23 protein-coding genes and 1 pseudogene are annotated in these 15746 nt (G+C 38.8%); 22 read left to right on the top strand and 2 right to left on the bottom strand.

Annotated elements, in window-relative coordinates:
• Positions 1 to 28 precede the first annotated feature (28 nt).
• A complete protein-coding gene (locus SST111_RS01430; RefSeq protein WP_099809772.1) occupies positions 29 to 256 on the bottom strand; it encodes a KilA-N domain-containing protein in 228 nt (75 codons plus the stop codon).
• A gap of 374 nt (positions 257 to 630) precedes the next feature.
• The gene (locus SST111_RS12320) at positions 631 to 1119 is read right to left on the bottom strand and encodes a helix-turn-helix domain-containing protein (protein WP_257211345.1); all 489 of its coding nucleotides are present in this window, start codon (positions 1117 to 1119) and stop codon (positions 631 to 633) included.
• Between the two features lie 208 nt (positions 1120 to 1327).
• Here SST111_RS12320 and SST111_RS01420 point away from each other — a divergent pair, with 208 nt between their 5' ends.
• From SST111_RS01420 to SST111_RS01320, 22 genes and pseudogenes are all read left to right on the top strand, one after another.
• Positions 1328 to 1528, top strand: coding sequence for a helix-turn-helix transcriptional regulator (locus SST111_RS01420; RefSeq protein WP_099809771.1), 201 nt, complete (start codon positions 1328 to 1330; stop codon positions 1526 to 1528).
• Positions 1529 to 1545: 17 nt separating this feature from the next.
• Positions 1546 to 2289 carry a BRO family protein gene (locus SST111_RS01415; protein WP_099809770.1) on the top strand — a complete coding sequence of 248 codons (744 nt, stop codon included), beginning with the start codon at positions 1546 to 1548 and terminating at the stop codon, positions 2287 to 2289.
• Positions 2290 to 2295: 6 nt separating this feature from the next.
• A pseudogene (locus SST111_RS12665) lies at positions 2296 to 2404 on the top strand (Rha family transcriptional regulator); the annotation flags it as partial.
• A gap of 16 nt (positions 2405 to 2420) precedes the next feature.
• Positions 2421 to 2747 carry a phage head closure protein gene (locus SST111_RS01410; protein ID WP_099809769.1) on the top strand — a complete coding sequence of 109 codons (327 nt, stop codon included), beginning with the start codon at positions 2421 to 2423 and terminating at the stop codon, positions 2745 to 2747.
• A 163-nt stretch (positions 2748 to 2910) separates the two neighbouring features.
• Positions 2911 to 3312: a hypothetical protein gene (locus SST111_RS01405; protein ID WP_099809768.1), complete on the top strand. Its 402-nt coding sequence runs from the start codon at positions 2911 to 2913 to the stop codon at positions 3310 to 3312.
• Complete coding sequence (locus tag SST111_RS12600; protein ID WP_257211344.1) at positions 3300 to 3656, top strand: hypothetical protein; 357 nt, start codon at positions 3300 to 3302, stop codon at positions 3654 to 3656. The genes SST111_RS01405 and SST111_RS12600 overlap by 13 nt, the downstream gene beginning before the upstream one ends.
• Positions 3653 to 3991: a hypothetical protein gene (locus SST111_RS01395; protein WP_099809767.1), complete on the top strand. Its 339-nt coding sequence runs from the start codon at positions 3653 to 3655 to the stop codon at positions 3989 to 3991. The genes SST111_RS12600 and SST111_RS01395 overlap by 4 nt, the downstream gene beginning before the upstream one ends.
• Positions 3981 to 4265 carry a transcriptional regulator gene (locus SST111_RS01390; protein WP_099809766.1) on the top strand — a complete coding sequence of 95 codons (285 nt, stop codon included), beginning with the start codon at positions 3981 to 3983 and terminating at the stop codon, positions 4263 to 4265. The genes SST111_RS01395 and SST111_RS01390 overlap by 11 nt, the downstream gene beginning before the upstream one ends.
• A complete protein-coding gene (locus SST111_RS01385; RefSeq protein ID WP_099809765.1) occupies positions 4252 to 5064 on the top strand; it encodes a phage replisome organizer N-terminal domain-containing protein in 813 nt (270 codons plus the stop codon). Before SST111_RS01390 ends, SST111_RS01385 begins: the two co-directional genes overlap by 14 nt.
• 14 nt (positions 5065 to 5078) lie before the next feature.
• Positions 5079 to 5930, top strand: a complete 852-nt coding sequence (locus SST111_RS01380) for an ATP-binding protein (RefSeq protein ID WP_099809764.1) — start codon at positions 5079 to 5081, stop codon at positions 5928 to 5930.
• 4 nt (positions 5931 to 5934) lie between these two features.
• The gene (locus SST111_RS01375; RefSeq protein ID WP_099809763.1) at positions 5935 to 6492 is read left to right on the top strand and encodes a hypothetical protein; all 558 of its coding nucleotides are present in this window, start codon (positions 5935 to 5937) and stop codon (positions 6490 to 6492) included.
• Positions 6493 to 7044: 552 nt separating this feature from the next.
• Positions 7045 to 7452 (top strand): ArpU family phage packaging/lysis transcriptional regulator, encoded by a 408-nt coding sequence (locus SST111_RS01370; protein ID WP_099809776.1) that lies wholly within the window; start codon positions 7045 to 7047, stop codon positions 7450 to 7452.
• Positions 7453 to 7620: 168 nt separating this feature from the next.
• Complete coding sequence (locus tag SST111_RS01365; RefSeq protein ID WP_002941795.1) at positions 7621 to 7812, top strand: type II toxin-antitoxin system HicA family toxin; 192 nt, start codon at positions 7621 to 7623, stop codon at positions 7810 to 7812.
• A gap of 35 nt (positions 7813 to 7847) precedes the next feature.
• Positions 7848 to 8225, top strand: coding sequence for a type II toxin-antitoxin system HicB family antitoxin (locus SST111_RS01360; RefSeq protein ID WP_002941801.1), 378 nt, complete (start codon positions 7848 to 7850; stop codon positions 8223 to 8225).
• Positions 8226 to 8529: 304 nt separating this feature from the next.
• Positions 8530 to 9783 carry an EF-P 5-aminopentanol modification-associated protein YfmF gene (gene yfmF, locus SST111_RS01355; protein ID WP_002941805.1) on the top strand — a complete coding sequence of 418 codons (1254 nt, stop codon included), beginning with the start codon at positions 8530 to 8532 and terminating at the stop codon, positions 9781 to 9783.
• Positions 9780 to 11063, top strand: coding sequence for an EF-P 5-aminopentanol modification-associated protein YfmH (yfmH, locus tag SST111_RS01350; protein WP_099809762.1), 1284 nt, complete (start codon positions 9780 to 9782; stop codon positions 11061 to 11063). Before yfmF ends, yfmH begins: the two co-directional genes overlap by 4 nt.
• An 81-nt stretch (positions 11064 to 11144) precedes the next feature.
• Positions 11145 to 12002, top strand: a complete 858-nt coding sequence (gene rodZ, locus SST111_RS01345) for a cytoskeleton protein RodZ (RefSeq protein WP_099809761.1) — start codon at positions 11145 to 11147, stop codon at positions 12000 to 12002.
• A gap of 9 nt (positions 12003 to 12011) precedes the next feature.
• Positions 12012 to 12551 (top strand): CDP-diacylglycerol--glycerol-3-phosphate 3-phosphatidyltransferase, encoded by a 540-nt coding sequence (pgsA, locus tag SST111_RS01340; RefSeq protein ID WP_099809760.1) that lies wholly within the window; start codon positions 12012 to 12014, stop codon positions 12549 to 12551.
• Entirely contained in the window at positions 12551 to 13387 is an 837-nt protein-coding gene (locus SST111_RS01335; RefSeq protein ID WP_099809775.1) for an energy-coupling factor ABC transporter ATP-binding protein, read from the top strand. The genes pgsA and SST111_RS01335 overlap by 1 nt, the downstream gene beginning before the upstream one ends.
• Positions 13363 to 14205 carry an energy-coupling factor transporter ATPase gene (locus tag SST111_RS01330; protein WP_099809759.1) on the top strand — a complete coding sequence of 281 codons (843 nt, stop codon included), beginning with the start codon at positions 13363 to 13365 and terminating at the stop codon, positions 14203 to 14205. The genes SST111_RS01335 and SST111_RS01330 overlap by 25 nt, the downstream gene beginning before the upstream one ends.
• Positions 14198 to 14992, top strand: coding sequence for an energy-coupling factor transporter transmembrane component T family protein (locus SST111_RS01325; protein WP_099809758.1), 795 nt, complete (start codon positions 14198 to 14200; stop codon positions 14990 to 14992). The genes SST111_RS01330 and SST111_RS01325 overlap by 8 nt, the downstream gene beginning before the upstream one ends.
• Before the next feature lie 131 nt (positions 14993 to 15123).
• Positions 15124 to 15678: a LysM peptidoglycan-binding domain-containing protein gene (locus SST111_RS01320; RefSeq protein WP_099809757.1), complete on the top strand. Its 555-nt coding sequence runs from the start codon at positions 15124 to 15126 to the stop codon at positions 15676 to 15678.
• Positions 15679 to 15746: the final 68 nt, after the last annotated feature.

Below are 15746 nucleotides of genomic sequence, written 5' to 3'. Positions count from 1 at the left end.
TCTTTAGGCGCTGGCTGGTGATGTGGGCTTATAGCCCTTGTTCAAACCACCCGTTTGACGGGTGGTCATGATTTTCATTATTTATTTTTTCCCAAGCTCCTAGGAATTCAATAGTATTTCTACTCCTCATCCAGTTTTTAATAATATCGGCTGGAGCGTCTGGATTTCGATATTTAGCGATATCTGTCAGACTGACATAATCAGTATTTGTGGAAAGTAAAGTTATTTCTTTACCATTTGCCTTAATTTTAACCATTATGGGCCTTTCTAAAATTGTTATAGGATTTACAGTTTTGTTGGCGTCAACAAAATTGATAGGTATAACCTTTACTAAGTCAGCGGACTTGCTGAAGCACGAGGGAATCACGCGCCGAAACCTAGAAAAACCTATCTTTCAAAAATAAACTGATTAGGTATTTAGGATTTTCACACCGTGGCGCGTGATCTATCTTGTTAACTCCTCTTCTCTTTGGTCTATTCTATCAATCAAATCTAGCAACTGACAAAAACTGACTTTTTTCACTCCACACAGTCCACTAGAAAGCCCATAGGCGCGTGGAATAACTTGGTAGGGTAAATGTACCCGAGAAGTGTTTGAACGTGGTGAGGGGGCTTGTAGGGGGGCGTGGGTTAGTTGTTTGGGATAATTTTATCTGATAAGCTCTTGACCAATTTAAAAATGAGTTGTTTATCGCTATTATCTAGCAATGAAAAATAAATAATTAGTTCCGCTTCTTTTGTATGCTGAATATTTGTTAAATTATCAATGAAACTGAAGTGTACAAAATCGTTTGTACTTGTCTTTTCCAAAAACTCAGCCATTCTTTTTTCGCCTATAATTTGAGCGATCCAATCGAAGTTTTGACCCCCGACAGATCCACCCATTGGGACATCATACACTAGGTTTTTTATCTCCGTCTGATCTCTATATTCACTATACCCCAACAGATACCCGACACTTACCCCAAAATGGTCAGCGAGTGCCTGGGCTTTGTCTGGTTTGATTTGTCTTTCACCGTTCTCCCAACGGAGAATAGTTATTTTTGATACACCAATTTCACTAGCTAATTCTTCCTGAGTTAGCTTTTTTTCTTTGCGTAATTCTTTCAACCTATTCATACATTTCACGACCTTTCAAGGTTGATTATAACCAAAAAAGTAAAAAGTATCAAGAAATGATACAAAAAAATTAAAAAAACGCTTGACAAGTATCTGAAATGGATATATAATCATTTTCAAAGTTATCCAAAACGGATACTTCACCCCCTCCATGACCTTTCACACTTTCAATCTATGGAGGGGGATTTTTCAAAGAAAGGAGAACGACATGAGCAAACTCAAAGGCTATCGGGTCATGTTAGGGCTAACCCAGCAAGCTATGGCGGACAAGCTAGATATTTCTTTACAGTCATACAACAACAAAGAAACAGGCAAAACACCATTCAATGACAAGGAAAAGAAAGCAATCAAGATTATTGTTGCAGAGGTTAAGCCAGACATCACCATTGATGAACTATTTTACAGCTAGAAAGGAGCGGGCAAGCTATGAAAAGGAACTACAGTAAAGTCATTGAAGAAATGCGAACCACACACGGGCTGAACTTGGTCGCTATTGGTCAGCGTATCGGAACAGACCCCCGAACAGTTGGCAAGTGGGCGCAGGGCAAGCACCAACCCAACAAGGACAGCAGAAAGAAAATCAATAATCTATACAGAGAGGTAAAACAGAATATGACAACGCAAAACACAATTGAACCATTCGAAGATTTTTACGACTGGTCAAAAATGAAGAAAAAGAAACCGACTACCGAAGTTATCGCTACTCAACAATTCGGGGGAAAGTCTTTTGAAATATATGGAAACAAAGATAACCCGCTTTTTATTGCTGTTGAAGTAGCTGAAATGATTGAAGTACAAAATACAACCGACTTATTAAAAAGGATTGACGAAGATGAAAAGCTGACCTATGTAATAACTAGGGCAGGTCAAAAACGAGAAGTGAACATGTTGACTGAGTTTGGTCTTTATGAAGTCTTATTTCAATCACGTAAACCAAAAGCCAAAGAGTTCGAGAAAGTAGTCAAAAACATCTTGAAAGAAATTCGAGTAAACGGCTACTACATGCAGGGTGAACTAATTCAAGAACCAACCCAGCCAGCTATTGAGCCAAATTCTGACATGGCATATATCAAGAGCAGACTTTCAGAGTTGCAAAATATGACTACCATGGCAGATATTAAAATAGGACTAGCCAAAACTTACCGAATTGCTGAACTGATGGAAGATTAGAAAGGGCAAGCACTGGAAGACATGGCTATTGCTATGATACACCTAGGCATGACATACCAAGACATCAAAACTATGGTATTCAGACCACTAAAAAAACGCACCACAAGGCGCGTGAGAGGAGAAAAAACAAAATGAACACCAGAAAAATGACTGAGCGAATTACATTTTTTTCAAAAAATGGAAAGCAAAACGAGGACGGAGAAATAATTGAGCCTATTTCTACTGACGTATATTCTTGTTGGGCTGATGTTTCAGGGATGACCGTCAGAGATTTTAAAACCTTATCAGGGCTTGAAACTGGAAAAGATACAAAAGTTTTTGTTATTCGTTATCACCCTAAACCTCCATTTGATAATTCCATGTATATCCGTTTTCGTGGAACAGATTATAAAATCACCGAAATCCACGTAGACCATGCGGACAAGGAATATATTTCAGTAAAAGCAATAACGATTTAAAACAACAAAAAAAGGCTTTGAGAGCAACCAACTTCCAAGCCTTTGAGGTAAATAACTAAAACACAATTCAGCAGGCAAGCTATAAGGGTTTTAGAAATATTTTTACGGCTATATTATACCATAATCCTGAGCAATCTTGAGCAAAAAAAGAGGTAAGAACTACATGAAAGACAATAACAGAGAAACGATAATCCATTTTGATAATTCTAGCAAAGAATACTCACCCGTAAAGGCTGCAGTATCGGAAGAGCTAGAGGCGGTCATCAGAAAAGTATATCAGCTAGATCATGAAACAGGATGGACATTGCACTATCTAACCGAAATCATGCTGAACCACTTTCATGAGGACGTGGCACGAGTTCAATATGGCGATTTGACACCGATTGAGCGCAGTTTGAACAGCATAGCCTCACGAGTTGAAAAAGCTAGAATAGAACTCTTAAAAGCTGGATATGAAGACAAGATTGAAGTAGGTAATCCTATGTGGTATTTAAAACTAATCTTGCAAGATTTTGAGCATATGAAAAAACTAGCCAAGAAGGAGGTTAAAAAATGCAAGAAATGACAATCGAAACCGCTTTGACTTTACTAGCAATCTTTACACCTCTGAACCTCTATCTATGGTTTGGTGTTGGTTTAGGCACTTTTCAGCTCCATAGCAAGCCAAAAAAAGTTTCCGAGGGTAAACCAGACCCCTTGAAAACGAGCGCTACGGGGCTTATATTCAATCACAGGGCAGATATTATAACTAGGAGGACAGACATGACACAGGCAGAACTTGAACGGATAGCAGAGACCATTCTCAAACACACAACACCAGACGAAATGCAAGAATATCTTGCCATGGATCATGATGATAAGTTGCTTTGGATAAAATACAAAATTGCAAGTCTGGAGGTGCAGGCATGACAGAAAATCGACTACCACCACACCTATACAAAGTTTTCAAGCTCCTACCGCTTGGAATGGACTTGCCAATCACAGGGGCGGACATCGAACGACTGACAGGCTTGGACGTTCGAACCATTCGGGAACATATCCGCCAGCTCATTGTTGATTATGGTATTCCCGTATGCGGTGGGCGAGATAACAAACAAAGGGGCTACTATATCCCCCAGAATGAAGTGGAACGACTGGCTGGAGTGCTACCGCTCCAACGGCAATACGACCAGGAGCATAAGCGTATCCACGCGCTACTGACCGCTGATTTACAAGACTGGAGGAAGTACAGAGATGAGACTTGAACTGACCGCACAAAGTGAAACAGACTTAAAAACGGGCATTCTGGAGCTTATAGAGAACTATCTGGAAGCGCGTGAGATGGTCAAGCCAAGGGTTACAGGGCTAATCACAGCCCAACAGTTGAAGAGTGAGCTAGACATAGAATACAAGACTTTGCAACGGTGGGAGAAAAACGGGCTGAGACGATACCAACCACCGATAGAGGACACTAAGAAAATATTTTATAGGGTCAGTGATGTTTTGAAATTTTTGGGGGTGGAGAATGGTAAAAACTAAAATATATTTTTGGTTGAAGATTGATAAAAAATTTTTTGATAATATTTTCATTAAGAGACTGAAGACAATTCCAGGCGGTTACACTATGACAGTAATTTACATCCGTCTTATGCTTGAAAGTCTTGAAAGTGACTGCATTCTCTACTACGAAGGTTATTTTGAAAATCTCAAGGAAGAATTGGCTTTGAAGTTGGATGTGTCGGAAGATGATATCGATATGACTATGGCATACTTTACAAAATGCGGACTAATTCAGATTGACGAAGACCAAAACGCAGAGCTAACACAAGCCAAAGCCTTGGTACAACAAGAAACTAACCAAGCTTCATACATGCGAGAATATAGAAAACAACAACAAGAAAAAAAGAAAAATCTTACAATGTTAACCGAAAATCTTACAACGTTAACTACGTGTAAGACAGAGATAGAGCTAGAGAAAGAGCAAGAGATAGAGCTAGAGCAACAGCAAGAAGAAAAAAAAGCGGCTGCTGGAGTTGGTAAAAATATCATCTTTGAAAAACTCAAAGAAGCATTTGGGGAAGTGGCGATTAGTGGAACTGTCACCCAAGAAGTCGAAGACCTATTAAAGGTTCATGGGCAACGCTTGGTATTGTATGCTTTAGACGAAACTATCCTGAATGGTGGGAGGTCAATCAGATATACCCGTTCTATTCTGGAACGCTGGCAAGGTCAAGGTCTGAAGACTATCGAACAAGTCAAGCAGAACAAAATGGAGTTTGAAGCGATGAAACAACCTAGGCAAGATAATCCGGACAATTTCCCAGAAGTGCCATTTTAGAAAGGGGACAGGAATTGAGAAATCCATTTCAGAATTTACAGCACCTTAGACAGTTAGAAGCGACTTGCCCACTACATAACATCCCATTAGTCCAACTTGATAGAGCTGTCAAGGTGGTTGGAGAAGACAAACCACGGAAGCTAGAGCCTTTTTGTCCTGAGTGCGAGCAAGAACAAAAGCAACAACAGGAACAAAGGGCAGTAGAAGAGTATTTGAACGCTGGGCTTTACTCAAGGACGTATAATGTGCTTATGCGAGATAGCACAATTCCAAGGGAACTAGAGGGGGCTAGTTTTAACACTTTCAAAGCGGAAACTGCCGAGGAAAAACAGCTACTAGCTTTTGCTAAAGGGCAGGCGGAAAAGTATCTTGCAGGGCTCAAAGCAAATACCCTTATCACAGGCTCTACAGGCATCGGAAAAAGCCATCTAAGTATTGCAATGGCTAAAGCGATAAACGAGGGCTACAGGGCTAAGGGAGAGCCTAAAAGCGTGCTCTTTGTAAACCTAACGGAGCTTATCAAAAAAATCAAAGAAGGCTGGAACTACGGACAAGGGGCAAAACTGACAGAATTTGAGGCAGTGGAGTTGCTGAAGTCAGTCGATTATCTGATTTTAGATGATCTAGGGGCAAAAAATGCGATTATTAAACCCAAAAGCGACTGGGAACAGGACCTGCTTTTTGATATTTTGAATAGTCGTGAGAATACAATCATCAACACTAATCTAAGCGGGTCAGAGTTGAAGACAGTTTACAACGAGCGGAACTATAGCCGTATTTTGAAAGGCTTAGAAGGTAATTCTTTCAAGTCGTTTACAATCAAGGATAAACGCTACTCAATCAACAAACTAAAACAAGGAGAATAATACCATGACATTAAAAACTATTTCAGACACACCACAAACCTTTACTTTTACTTACGACTTTGAAGACATTGACACCGCCAAAGTGGCAAGTAATGCAGTCTTTGGATATATGTTTGGGACTTATCACGCGCCAGTGATTGAGGCAACGATTAAGGGAAAAGGCCAGCTAGTACTGGAGTATATAGCAGATACTGAACTTACTGAAACATTCAAGCGGATTTGTGACAGTTTTAAAGACTACTACAACAATCCTGATGAGTTAACAGGCGTAGACTTGGACGACTACGAACAAGAACAGGAAATCGAACAAGAGTATATCCGTCAGCGCACGGAACAACTAAGACAGTCAGATAGCTTTGACAGCCTACTGGAAAAAGTAGCAAGGTTAGAGCTTGAACTGATGGAGCTAGCTGACAGCGTGCTAGACGATGATTATCCTGACATGGCAGTGAATGGAGTATGGGAGAATATGATGGCCGTAGATGATGAAGCAAGAAAGTTACTGAAGGAGCTGGATACCGAAGATAACTATTGCGCTTTGTGGAAGTATTCAGCAGAATAGCAGAGAGAGGCTACAGCCTCTTTTGCTGTTTCGTAAACCTAAAAAAAACCTAAGATAAAAACAGATATAAGATACTACAAAATACTACAATCAAATCTATATAGGCAATACTAAGAAAACCTAAGTTTGAAAAATGCTATAGGGTTGAAGTACTTTGGCAACTCCCAAAACGAACAAATACTACAAACGTTCGCTTTACAAAACAAATAAATGCGGAACGTTTGGAGGCTGAAAAGCTAGTACTATCAAGCATTCACAGGGTTTAAAGGCGCAAAAAAATATGGAACGTTTTTTTGATTTTCCAAAACGACGAACACCCGAACACTATATAATTCTTAAAGCTAGATAAATGAAATGATTAGGTTTAGACTAGGTTGGATAAGTAAAAAATAAGGAGATTCAGCATTTTTTTTGGTAGTCTAAAAGAGATAATATTCAGATACGGCGGCGCGTGATTAAACAAAAAGCCAAGGCACTCTCTGCCCAGGCTGTGGTTTCGCTATCAATATTATACCACAGTTGGAGGGCGCTAGCTTGATTTTTTTAGATACTATGATAGACGAAAAGAAGACCGTAGCAATCACTAAGCGATACTTGAAACAATATCCACGATTGAAAACCATAGCACGCACTACCACCACTTTACAGAGTAGTTGGAATGTATCGGATAAAGTAAAATCAGGAACGACCAGAAACACGCAAGAAGATAGATTACTGAACGCAATCGCAGTAAGTCAGGAAGTGGAAAAAATAGAGCGAGCTATTTCAAACTTGGATAAGCTGCACAGTGACATACTGACAGAAAAGTATATCAAGCGACAGAAAGCCGATTATGGTATATACCAAGATATGAACATGAGTGAGTCAGGTTTTTACAGAACATTACAAACAGCTTTGTTAGACTTTGCTTATATATTCAAGAATGGGGAATTGTTGCAGTATAAAGACGGTCAGGCTTAATATTCGTAAATACCCCTATCTTTTTTAATCGGGGGTGGGTTTGTTCGGGGTTCAACGACGCCGGCCTCTTCCGTGCACAATTTTCCCTTTTTGAAGTTTTTAAGATAAAAGAATTTGACAAATGCGCATAATGCGTATATAATAAATAATGTAAGGAGGTAGAGCGCTATGCCACTTACTGGAAAAGAAATGGCAAAACTTGCAGAGGCTAACGGGTGGAAAGAAATCCGAGTTAATGGAAGTCACCACCATTTCAAAAAAGAAGGATTTTCAAAAATAGTCACAATCCCAGTTCATGGAAACAAGGACTTGGGAAAAGGGCTAGAAAAGAAAATCCTGAAAGATTTGGGGCTACTTTGAAATGCCCCTCCTCTTTCGCTTTTGGAGGTAGAAACATGTTAAAATCTTACCCAGCTATTTTTCATAAAGACGAACAAGGTTATTGGGTGGAGTTCCCAGAGTTTAGTGGTGGTACTCAAGGGGATAACCTTGAGGAAGCTATGTACAATGCCCGCGAGTTTTTAGAAAGCTCTATTGCCCTTTATATTGATGAGGGGATGGAGTTACCAAAAGCAAGCGATATAAAGGAGTTAAGCGCTCCTGATGGCTTTGTTTCAATGATACAAGCTGACCCAACACCGTATATTAAGAATAATAAAGCAATTAGAAAGAATGTGACGGTGCCTGAATGGTTAACAAAACTAGCAGACCGTGAGGGTTTGAACTATTCGGAAATTTTAACAACGGCTTTAGAAACACGATTGCAAGTGTAAACATGGTATAATACACTTACCAGCAATCAAAAAAAGCGTAGCTGATCACTACGCTAGTACTTGCCTGCTGAACTCATAAAATTTTTAGGTTATCGCCCTTTGATAACCTTTTTTTATTTGTAAAATTTGTTCACCTTTTTGTGGACTTTCTAGGAAAATGTAACGCTTTATAAAGTTTACACATTTTTCAAAAAATCCAGTAAAATCAACTATAAAGGCGTGTAAAGCAATCAAATGCTAAAGCCAAGCATACCTTATCACAAAATGGTATAATGGAAGGTACAATGTTTGAAAGAGGGAGACGATGAAATTACAAGAGGGAGTAGATCTTCATTTTATTGATACAGATCAGTTTACGACAAATCGTATACGTATTCGCTTTGCAGCTGAAATGAGTGAGGCTACAGTTGCTGGTCGTGTGTTAGTTGCAAATATTTTTGAAATGGGTAACCAAGAATTTCAAACTGCTCAGGCTGTTCGGAGAAGATTGGCAGAATTGTATGGTGCTCAGTTCTCGACCTCAGTTTCGAAACGTGGTAGGGTGCACTGTGTAGATGTGACAATTTCATATGTCAGTCCTCGTCACTTGCCAGAAAATGAGGATATTACAGTAGAGATTCTTGATTTTTTATACACATGTATATTTAGACCACTGAAAAAGGGGCGAGGATTTGATAGCCAGATTTTCGAGGTTGAAAAAACGAATTTAATCAATTTTCTTCAGTCAGAGATAGAAGATAATTTTTATCATGCAGATGTTGAAATGAGTAAGCTTTTTTATAAAGATCCCTCTCTTCAAATTCCACGCGTCGGTAGGCTTGATTTGGTTGAAAAAGAAACAGCAGAATCAACCTTTCAGATTTATCGGAATATGTTGCGTATGGATAAAATTGATATATTTGTCTTAGGGAAGGTTGACAGAGAACAAGTCAAAAGAAAACTTGAAGATTTTGGTTTTACTTATAGAAAACCAAAATTAGAGTTAGAATATCATCAGGAATACTCAAACATCACGCAAGAAAAAATCGAGCGTAAACAGGCAAGGCAGTCCATTTTGGAATTGGCATATCATTTACAAGTGGTTTACAACGATGTAAACTATCCGGCTTTGATGGTATTTAATGGTCTACTGGGTGCTTTCTCCCATTCGAAGTTATTTATGAATGTTCGTGAGAAAGAAAGTTTGGCCTATACAATTGGCAGTCAGGTTTCTATTTTTTCAGGAATGCTGAAGGTCTATGCTGGAATTAGCCGTGAAAATAGACTCAGGGTAATGAAGTTAATCAGTAAACAACTACTTGATTTAAAATGTGGTAAGTTTACAGAAGAAGAATTAGAGTTGACAAAAAACATGTTGATTCATTCAGCAACCTTGGCTCAAGATAGGCAGAATAATTTGATAGAACAAGTATATAATCAAGTTACCTTAGGAAATAGAAATTTAAGTTGGTTAGATTGGATTGAGGCTATCAAATCGGTATCAATAGACGATGTCATTCGAGTAGGACAGATGATTAATTTACAGGCTGTTTACTTTATGGAGGGGACAGAAGAATGAAGTTAATTGAGAAGAAGTATCCTTACATGAAAGAATCTGTCTTTTATGGAAAAGTTGACAATGGGTTGACAGTTATTTTGCTTCCTAAAGTAGATTTCCATGAGACATATGGAATTCTAACGACAAATTTTGGGGGTATTCATACTCGATTTACATTGGCTAATGGTAATAGTGTTGTTTATCCTGCAGGGATTGCACATTTTTTAGAACATAAGCTGTTTGAAACTGAGAATGAAGAGGATATTATGAATGAGTTTGCTAAATTGGGAGCAAGCGCAAATGCTTATACCAGTTTTAGACAGACTAGTTACTTATTTTCAACGACTCAGAAAGTATTGGAGTCTCTATCACTTTTACAATCTTTTGTTCGAGAACCGTATTTTACAGAAGACAATGTAGGAAGAGAACAGGGGATTATTGAACAAGAAATCGAGATGTATCAAGATGATGCAGATTATCGCTTGTTTACGGGAATTTTATCATCGCTTTATCCAGAAAGTCCTTTGGCCTATGATATAGCAGGGACAGTTGAATCAATTGCTGCAATTACTGCGGATGATTTACATGAGAATTTTGAAGTGTTTTATCATCCAAGTAACATGAATTTATTCGTTATTGGTAATTTTGATTTAGAGGCAGTTTGGAAACAAATTTCAAGTTATCAAGTAGCTCAGATGGATAATCCAGCTCAGTCGTTTGAATTGGCAGGTGTCCCAAAGTTGCCGATACAGGAACATCTCTCAGAACAATTTGAAGTATCTACCCCAAAATTGGCCGTTGGTTTACGGGGAAATGACGAGGTTGATAAGGAGACTATTCAGAAATATCGGATCAGTTTACAATTTTTATTTGCCATGTTGTTTGGTTGGACTTCAAAACGATATCAACAGTTATACGAGCAGGGAAAAATTGATTCTTCTTTCCAGTTCCAATTAGAGGTTACACCTGAATACCACTATTTGATTATCTCGGGAGATACTCAAGAACCCATTACGCTTTCTAGTATACTGATGAAAGCACTTAGGAAATTTGAGGATGATGCAGATGTGACAGAGGATCATTTACAATTGTTGAAAAACGAGATGTATGGAGATTTTATTCGTAGCTTAAATTCTCTTGAGTTTACAGCTAGTCACTTTGTTTCTCAGTATTCAGAATATGAAAATGTTTTTGATATACCTCAAATGATACAAAGTCTTCAGTTAGATGACATCAGAGAGGCAGGTCGTCGCTTTATTGATCACTGTGATATGACAGATTTCACGATTTTTCCAAAATAAGTGGGCGCAACCCGTCGAAATTTCCTTGGAATTTTGTTAGAATAGTATACTGTACATGATGAGCGATAGAGAGAGAGTATTATGAGACAAAAGAGTATAGGGGAAGTACTTAGAACAGCCAGAGAAGGACGGGGTTGGACATTTGTTGACTTGCAACGGATAACAAAAATCCAAGCTAAATATTTACAGGCACTTGAGTACAATGATTTTGATTTTATTGCAAACTCAGATGATGTTCAGTCTATGTTAAAAGCATATGCTGAGGCTTTGGAATTAGATGCAGATGTTCTACTGGATGCTTACGAGACCAATAGTTTAGTGAAATATTATGAAGATGGAGAAGAAGAACTACGCTCTTCAGAATTGAAAAGAAGCTATAAGGTTCGTAAACGTAAAAAGAACTCTTATCTTCCGTTGATTTACTTATTACTCGCGACGGGTTTGATTATTATTTTTGTGACTTATATTGTTCATAGCAGGCTTCAAAATAGAGCATCTATTACGCCTACTACAACGTCATATAGTATAGTTGAGCAATCTGTATCTGAAGCAAGTAGTGGCACAGAGACGAGTTCTACTGAGCAGGCGCAGTCAAATTCAACGAGTTCAAGTAGTTCCGCTACAGAAAATGTGACTATTTCAGGATCAGGTTCTAACATTGTTGCGACCCTTAAAACAGTGACTTATCCAGTAGAAGTAACTGTAACAGCAAAAAATACAACGAGTTGGATCAGCCTTTCTGACACCTTGTTAGAGGGGGGTGTTACACTAACACCTGATAATCCGACAGTAACTACTACTATTGAAGAAGGAGTGACTTCTACTACACTTGTTCTTGGTGTTGTCAAAGGAGTAGAGGTAATTGTAGGTGGCCAAAAGTTAGATCTATCAGCCTTGACAGTAGATACAGGCTCAATTACAATAAATTTTGGACAATAAAGGTTTTATATGAAAAAAGAAAATATTCCCAATGCATTGACGATAGGTAGGATCTTGGTAATTCCAGTTTTTATCTTGTTACTGACCGTTTGGGATTCAACAATTAGTCATGTTTTAGCAGCACTAATCTTTGCTTTGGCAAGTATTACGGATTATCTAGACGGCTACTTGGCTCGTAAATGGCAGGTTGTAACAAACTTTGGAAAATTTGCGGATCCGATGGCAGATAAGATTTTGGTGATGACAGCATTTATCATGCTTGTAGAGCTTGGCTTTGCTCCAGCTTGGGTAGTTGCAATTATTATTTGTCGTGAATTGGCAGTGACAGGTCTTCGTCTACTCTTGGTGGAAAATGGAGGAACAGTTCTAGCTGCGGCTATGCCAGGAAAAATCAAAACATTTTCACAGATGTTTTCAGTGATTTTCCTGCTCTTACACTGGAACGTCGTGGGGCAAATAACACTCTATATTGCACTTTTCTTCACCCTATATTCAGGTTATGATTATTTCAGGGGTGCCTCTTACTTATTCAAAGATACTTTTAAATGATGACAAATATTATCGAAGTAAAAAATCTTAAATATAAATACAACCAAGAGGATGAGCAATATACTCTAAATGATGTTTCGTTTCACGTGAAACAGGGAGAGTGGCTGTCTATTATTGGTCATAATGGTTCGGGTAAATCAACAACAGTTCGATTGATTGATGGACTACTGGAAGCTGAATCCGGAGATATTTATATCGATGGTGATGCCTTAACCATTGATAATGTATGGGATAAGCGACGCTTGATTGGTATGGTTTTTCAAAATCCAGATAACCAATTTGTAGGCGCTACAGTTGAAGATGATGTTGCATTTGGTTTAGAGAACCAGGGAATCCCTTTGGAGGAGATGCGTAGTCGAGTTGACGAAGCTTTGGAATTGGTTGGAATGACTGATTTCAAAACACGTGAGCCTGCTCGTTTATCTGGTGGTCAGAAGCAGAGGGTGGCGATTGCTGGAGTGGTTGCCTTGCGTCCAAAAATTATTATTTTGGATGAGGCTACGTCTATGTTGGATCCAGAAGGTCGTCTCGACTTGATTAAGATTGTCCGTGAAATTAAGGAGCGTCATGGTATGACGGTTATCTCTATAACACATGATTTGGATGAGGTTGCATTGAGTGATCGAGTTATCGTGATGAAAAATGGACAGGTTGAATCAATTAGCACTCCAAATGAATTATTTATGCGAGAAGATTTGGTAGATTTAGACTTGGATAGACCATTTACGACAGAGCTGACTTCATCTTTGCGCCAGACTGGACTTGATTTACCGCTCCGCTATTTTACAGAGGAAGAATTAGAGGAAACTTTATGGGAATTGATCTCCAAGAAGTAAGCTATACCTATCAAGCTGGCACTCCTTTTGAGGGGCGTGCGCTTTTTGGTGTGGATTTGGAGATTGTTGATGGCTCTTACACGGCCCTTATTGGGCATACGGGTTCGGGCAAATCAACGATTTTACAGCTTTTGAATGGATTAAATGTACCAACAGAAGGAAGAGTAGTCATTGATGATGTTGTGATTACAGCGACGTCTGAAAATAAGGATATTAAGCAAGTCAGGAAGAAAGTTGGGTTGATGTTCCAATTTCCTGAAAGTCAGGTGTTTGATGAAACGGTCTTAAAAGACGTTGCTTTTGGTCCACAAAATTTCGGAGTTTCTCAGGAAGAGGCTGAAACGATTGCGCGTGAAAAGTTGGCCTTGGTTGGAATTGATGAAAGCTTGTTTGAGCGTAGTCCTTTTGAACTATCCGGTGGTCAAATGCGTCGGGTAGCGATTGCTGGGATTCTGGCAATGGAACCAAGTATCTTAGTTTTGGATGAACCAACGGCTGGATTGGATCCTGCGGGTCGTCAGGAATTGATGGATATTTTCAAAAAGCTTCATGAATCAGGCATGACAATCGTTTTGGTAACTCATTTGATGGACGATGTGGCTAACTATGCTGATTTTGTTTACATTATGGAAAAGGGAAAGCTGGTCCGTTCTGGCAAACCAGTCGATATTTTTCAAGAGGTAGATTTTTTAGAGAGTATTCAGTTGGGAGTGCCTAAGATTACTAAGTTTGCAGCTAATTTGGAGAGAAGAGGTTTTGTATTTGAACGTCTTCCTATTACAATTGAAGAATTTACGGGGATGGTGACACATGGATAAATTAATTTTAGGTCGCTATATTCCTGGGGATTCAATTATTCATCGCTTGGATCCAAGAAGTAAGCTTTTAGCAATGTTTGGATTTCTATTGATGATTTTTTGGGCCAATAATTTGGTCACCAATGCCTTGTTGATAGCATTTGTTTTAGGAATGGTTGTTTTATCTCGTATTCGCTTATCATTTTTTATTAATGGTTTGAAACCGATGATAGGAATTATTCTATTTACAACTTTCTTTCAGGTTTTCTTTACACCTGGAGCGACCATTCTATGGGAGTTTTGGATTTTTAAATTATCTGTAGAAGGGTTGCAACAGGCGGCGATTATTTTTGTTCGCTTTGTTTTGATTATTTTCTTCTCAACCCTATTGACCTTGACGACGACACCCCTTAACTTGGCTGATGGTATCGAGTCAGGTCTTGCACCTTTGAAGAAATTTAAAGTTCCTGTGCATGAAATTGGTTTGATGTTGTCCATGAGCTTGCGTTTTGTACCGACCTTGATGGATGATACCACTCGGATTATGAATGCTCAGAGAGCTCGTGGAGTGGACTTTAATGAGGGAAATCTTATTCAGAAGGTAAAGTCAGTTATTCCTATTTTGATTCCGTTATTCGCATCAAGTTTTAAGAGGGCAGATGCTCTTGCAACGGCGATGGAGGCGCGTGGGTATCAGGGCGGCGATGGGAGAACCAAGTATCGGATTTTGGAATGGAAGTTAGCAGATACGTTAGCAATTTTAGTTATGTTAGCTTTAGCTGGACTCTTATTTATATTGAAAAAATGAGTAAAAAACGCTAGAAATAGCGTTTTTATTGTCTAATCTCAATTTGTCTGTAATATTTGTAACAATTTCACAAAGTCTAAGTAATAGTTAGAGGGTATGATAGACACATGACAGAAAGGAATGTGACTATTATGAACATTACATTAAAGAAAAACTTAAAAACAACTATTGCTGGTTTGGTAGCGGGAATCTCCCTTTTGACTGCGGGTGTAGTTAGTGCAGAAACCTATACTGTAAAGTCTGGTGATACCCTGTCTGAAATTGCTGAAACACACAATACTACTGTTGAAAAATTAGCAGAGCAGAATAAGATTACCAACTTAGATTTTATCCATGTCGGTCAAGTTATCGAATTGGGTGATGTGACAGTGAAGGCAGTAGAGAGTTCAGTTGAACAAACTCAATCAACATCAACTTCTACTGCAACAGCAACAACTAGCACCTATTCTTCAAACTTGAGTGCTGAAGATGCAGTAGCAAAAGAATGGATTGCAATGAAGGAATCAAGCGGTAGCTATGATGCCCGTAACGGTATCTACATTGGTCGTTACCAGTTGACAAATACTTACTTGAATGGTGATTACTCACCAGAAAACCAAGAGCGTGTAGCAGATGCCTATGTTGCTAGTCGCTATGGTTCATGGTCTGCAGCCAAGGCTTTCTGGTTGGCAAATGGTTGGTACTAAGATAAATTAGAAGAGGTCTAGCACGATGCTAGACTTTTTTCTATTGTTGAAAGTTGTCTAGCTTTACA

It is taken from the genome of Streptococcus suis YS161 (assembly GCF_002760245.1).
Lineage (GTDB): Bacteria > Bacillota > Bacilli > Lactobacillales > Streptococcaceae > Streptococcus > Streptococcus suis_I.
Note: the sequence above shows the minus strand (reverse complement) of the source record. Positions and strands in the feature narration are given on the sequence as shown.

Coding starts and splice junctions, on each gene's coding strand:
- SST111_RS01390 (WP_099809766.1), top strand. CDS start 3,981: ATGAGACTTGAACTGACCGCACAAAGTGAAACAGACTTAAAAACGGGC.
- SST111_RS01375 (WP_099809763.1), top strand. CDS start 5,935: ATGACATTAAAAACTATTTCAGACACACCACAAACCTTTACTTTTACT.
- pgsA (WP_099809760.1), top strand. CDS start 12,012: ATGAAAAAAGAAAATATTCCCAATGCATTGACGATAGGTAGGATCTTG.
- rodZ (WP_099809761.1), top strand. CDS start 11,145: ATGAGACAAAAGAGTATAGGGGAAGTACTTAGAACAGCCAGAGAAGGA.
- yfmF (WP_002941805.1), top strand. CDS start 8,530: ATGAAATTACAAGAGGGAGTAGATCTTCATTTTATTGATACAGATCAG.
- SST111_RS01325 (WP_099809758.1), top strand. CDS start 14,198: ATGGATAAATTAATTTTAGGTCGCTATATTCCTGGGGATTCAATTATT.
- SST111_RS01365 (WP_002941795.1), top strand. CDS start 7,621: ATGCCACTTACTGGAAAAGAAATGGCAAAACTTGCAGAGGCTAACGGG.
- SST111_RS01405 (WP_099809768.1), top strand. CDS start 2,911: ATGAAAGACAATAACAGAGAAACGATAATCCATTTTGATAATTCTAGC.
- SST111_RS01420 (WP_099809771.1), top strand. CDS start 1,328: ATGAGCAAACTCAAAGGCTATCGGGTCATGTTAGGGCTAACCCAGCAA.
- SST111_RS01335 (WP_099809775.1), top strand. CDS start 12,551: ATGACAAATATTATCGAAGTAAAAAATCTTAAATATAAATACAACCAA.
- SST111_RS01385 (WP_099809765.1), top strand. CDS start 4,252: ATGGTAAAAACTAAAATATATTTTTGGTTGAAGATTGATAAAAAATTT.
- SST111_RS01330 (WP_099809759.1), top strand. CDS start 13,363: ATGGGAATTGATCTCCAAGAAGTAAGCTATACCTATCAAGCTGGCACT.
- SST111_RS12320 (WP_257211345.1), bottom strand. CDS start 1,119: ATGAATAGGTTGAAAGAATTACGCAAAGAAAAAAAGCTAACTCAGGAA.
- SST111_RS01410 (WP_099809769.1), top strand. CDS start 2,421: ATGAACACCAGAAAAATGACTGAGCGAATTACATTTTTTTCAAAAAAT.
- SST111_RS12600 (WP_257211344.1), top strand. CDS start 3,300: ATGCAAGAAATGACAATCGAAACCGCTTTGACTTTACTAGCAATCTTT.
- SST111_RS01395 (WP_099809767.1), top strand. CDS start 3,653: ATGACAGAAAATCGACTACCACCACACCTATACAAAGTTTTCAAGCTC.
- SST111_RS01370 (WP_099809776.1), top strand. CDS start 7,045: ATGATAGACGAAAAGAAGACCGTAGCAATCACTAAGCGATACTTGAAA.
- SST111_RS01430 (WP_099809772.1), bottom strand. CDS start 256: ATGGTTAAAATTAAGGCAAATGGTAAAGAAATAACTTTACTTTCCACA.
- SST111_RS01320 (WP_099809757.1), top strand. CDS start 15,124: ATGAACATTACATTAAAGAAAAACTTAAAAACAACTATTGCTGGTTTG.
- SST111_RS01360 (WP_002941801.1), top strand. CDS start 7,848: ATGTTAAAATCTTACCCAGCTATTTTTCATAAAGACGAACAAGGTTAT.
- SST111_RS01415 (WP_099809770.1), top strand. CDS start 1,546: ATGAAAAGGAACTACAGTAAAGTCATTGAAGAAATGCGAACCACACAC.
- yfmH (WP_099809762.1), top strand. CDS start 9,780: ATGAAGTTAATTGAGAAGAAGTATCCTTACATGAAAGAATCTGTCTTT.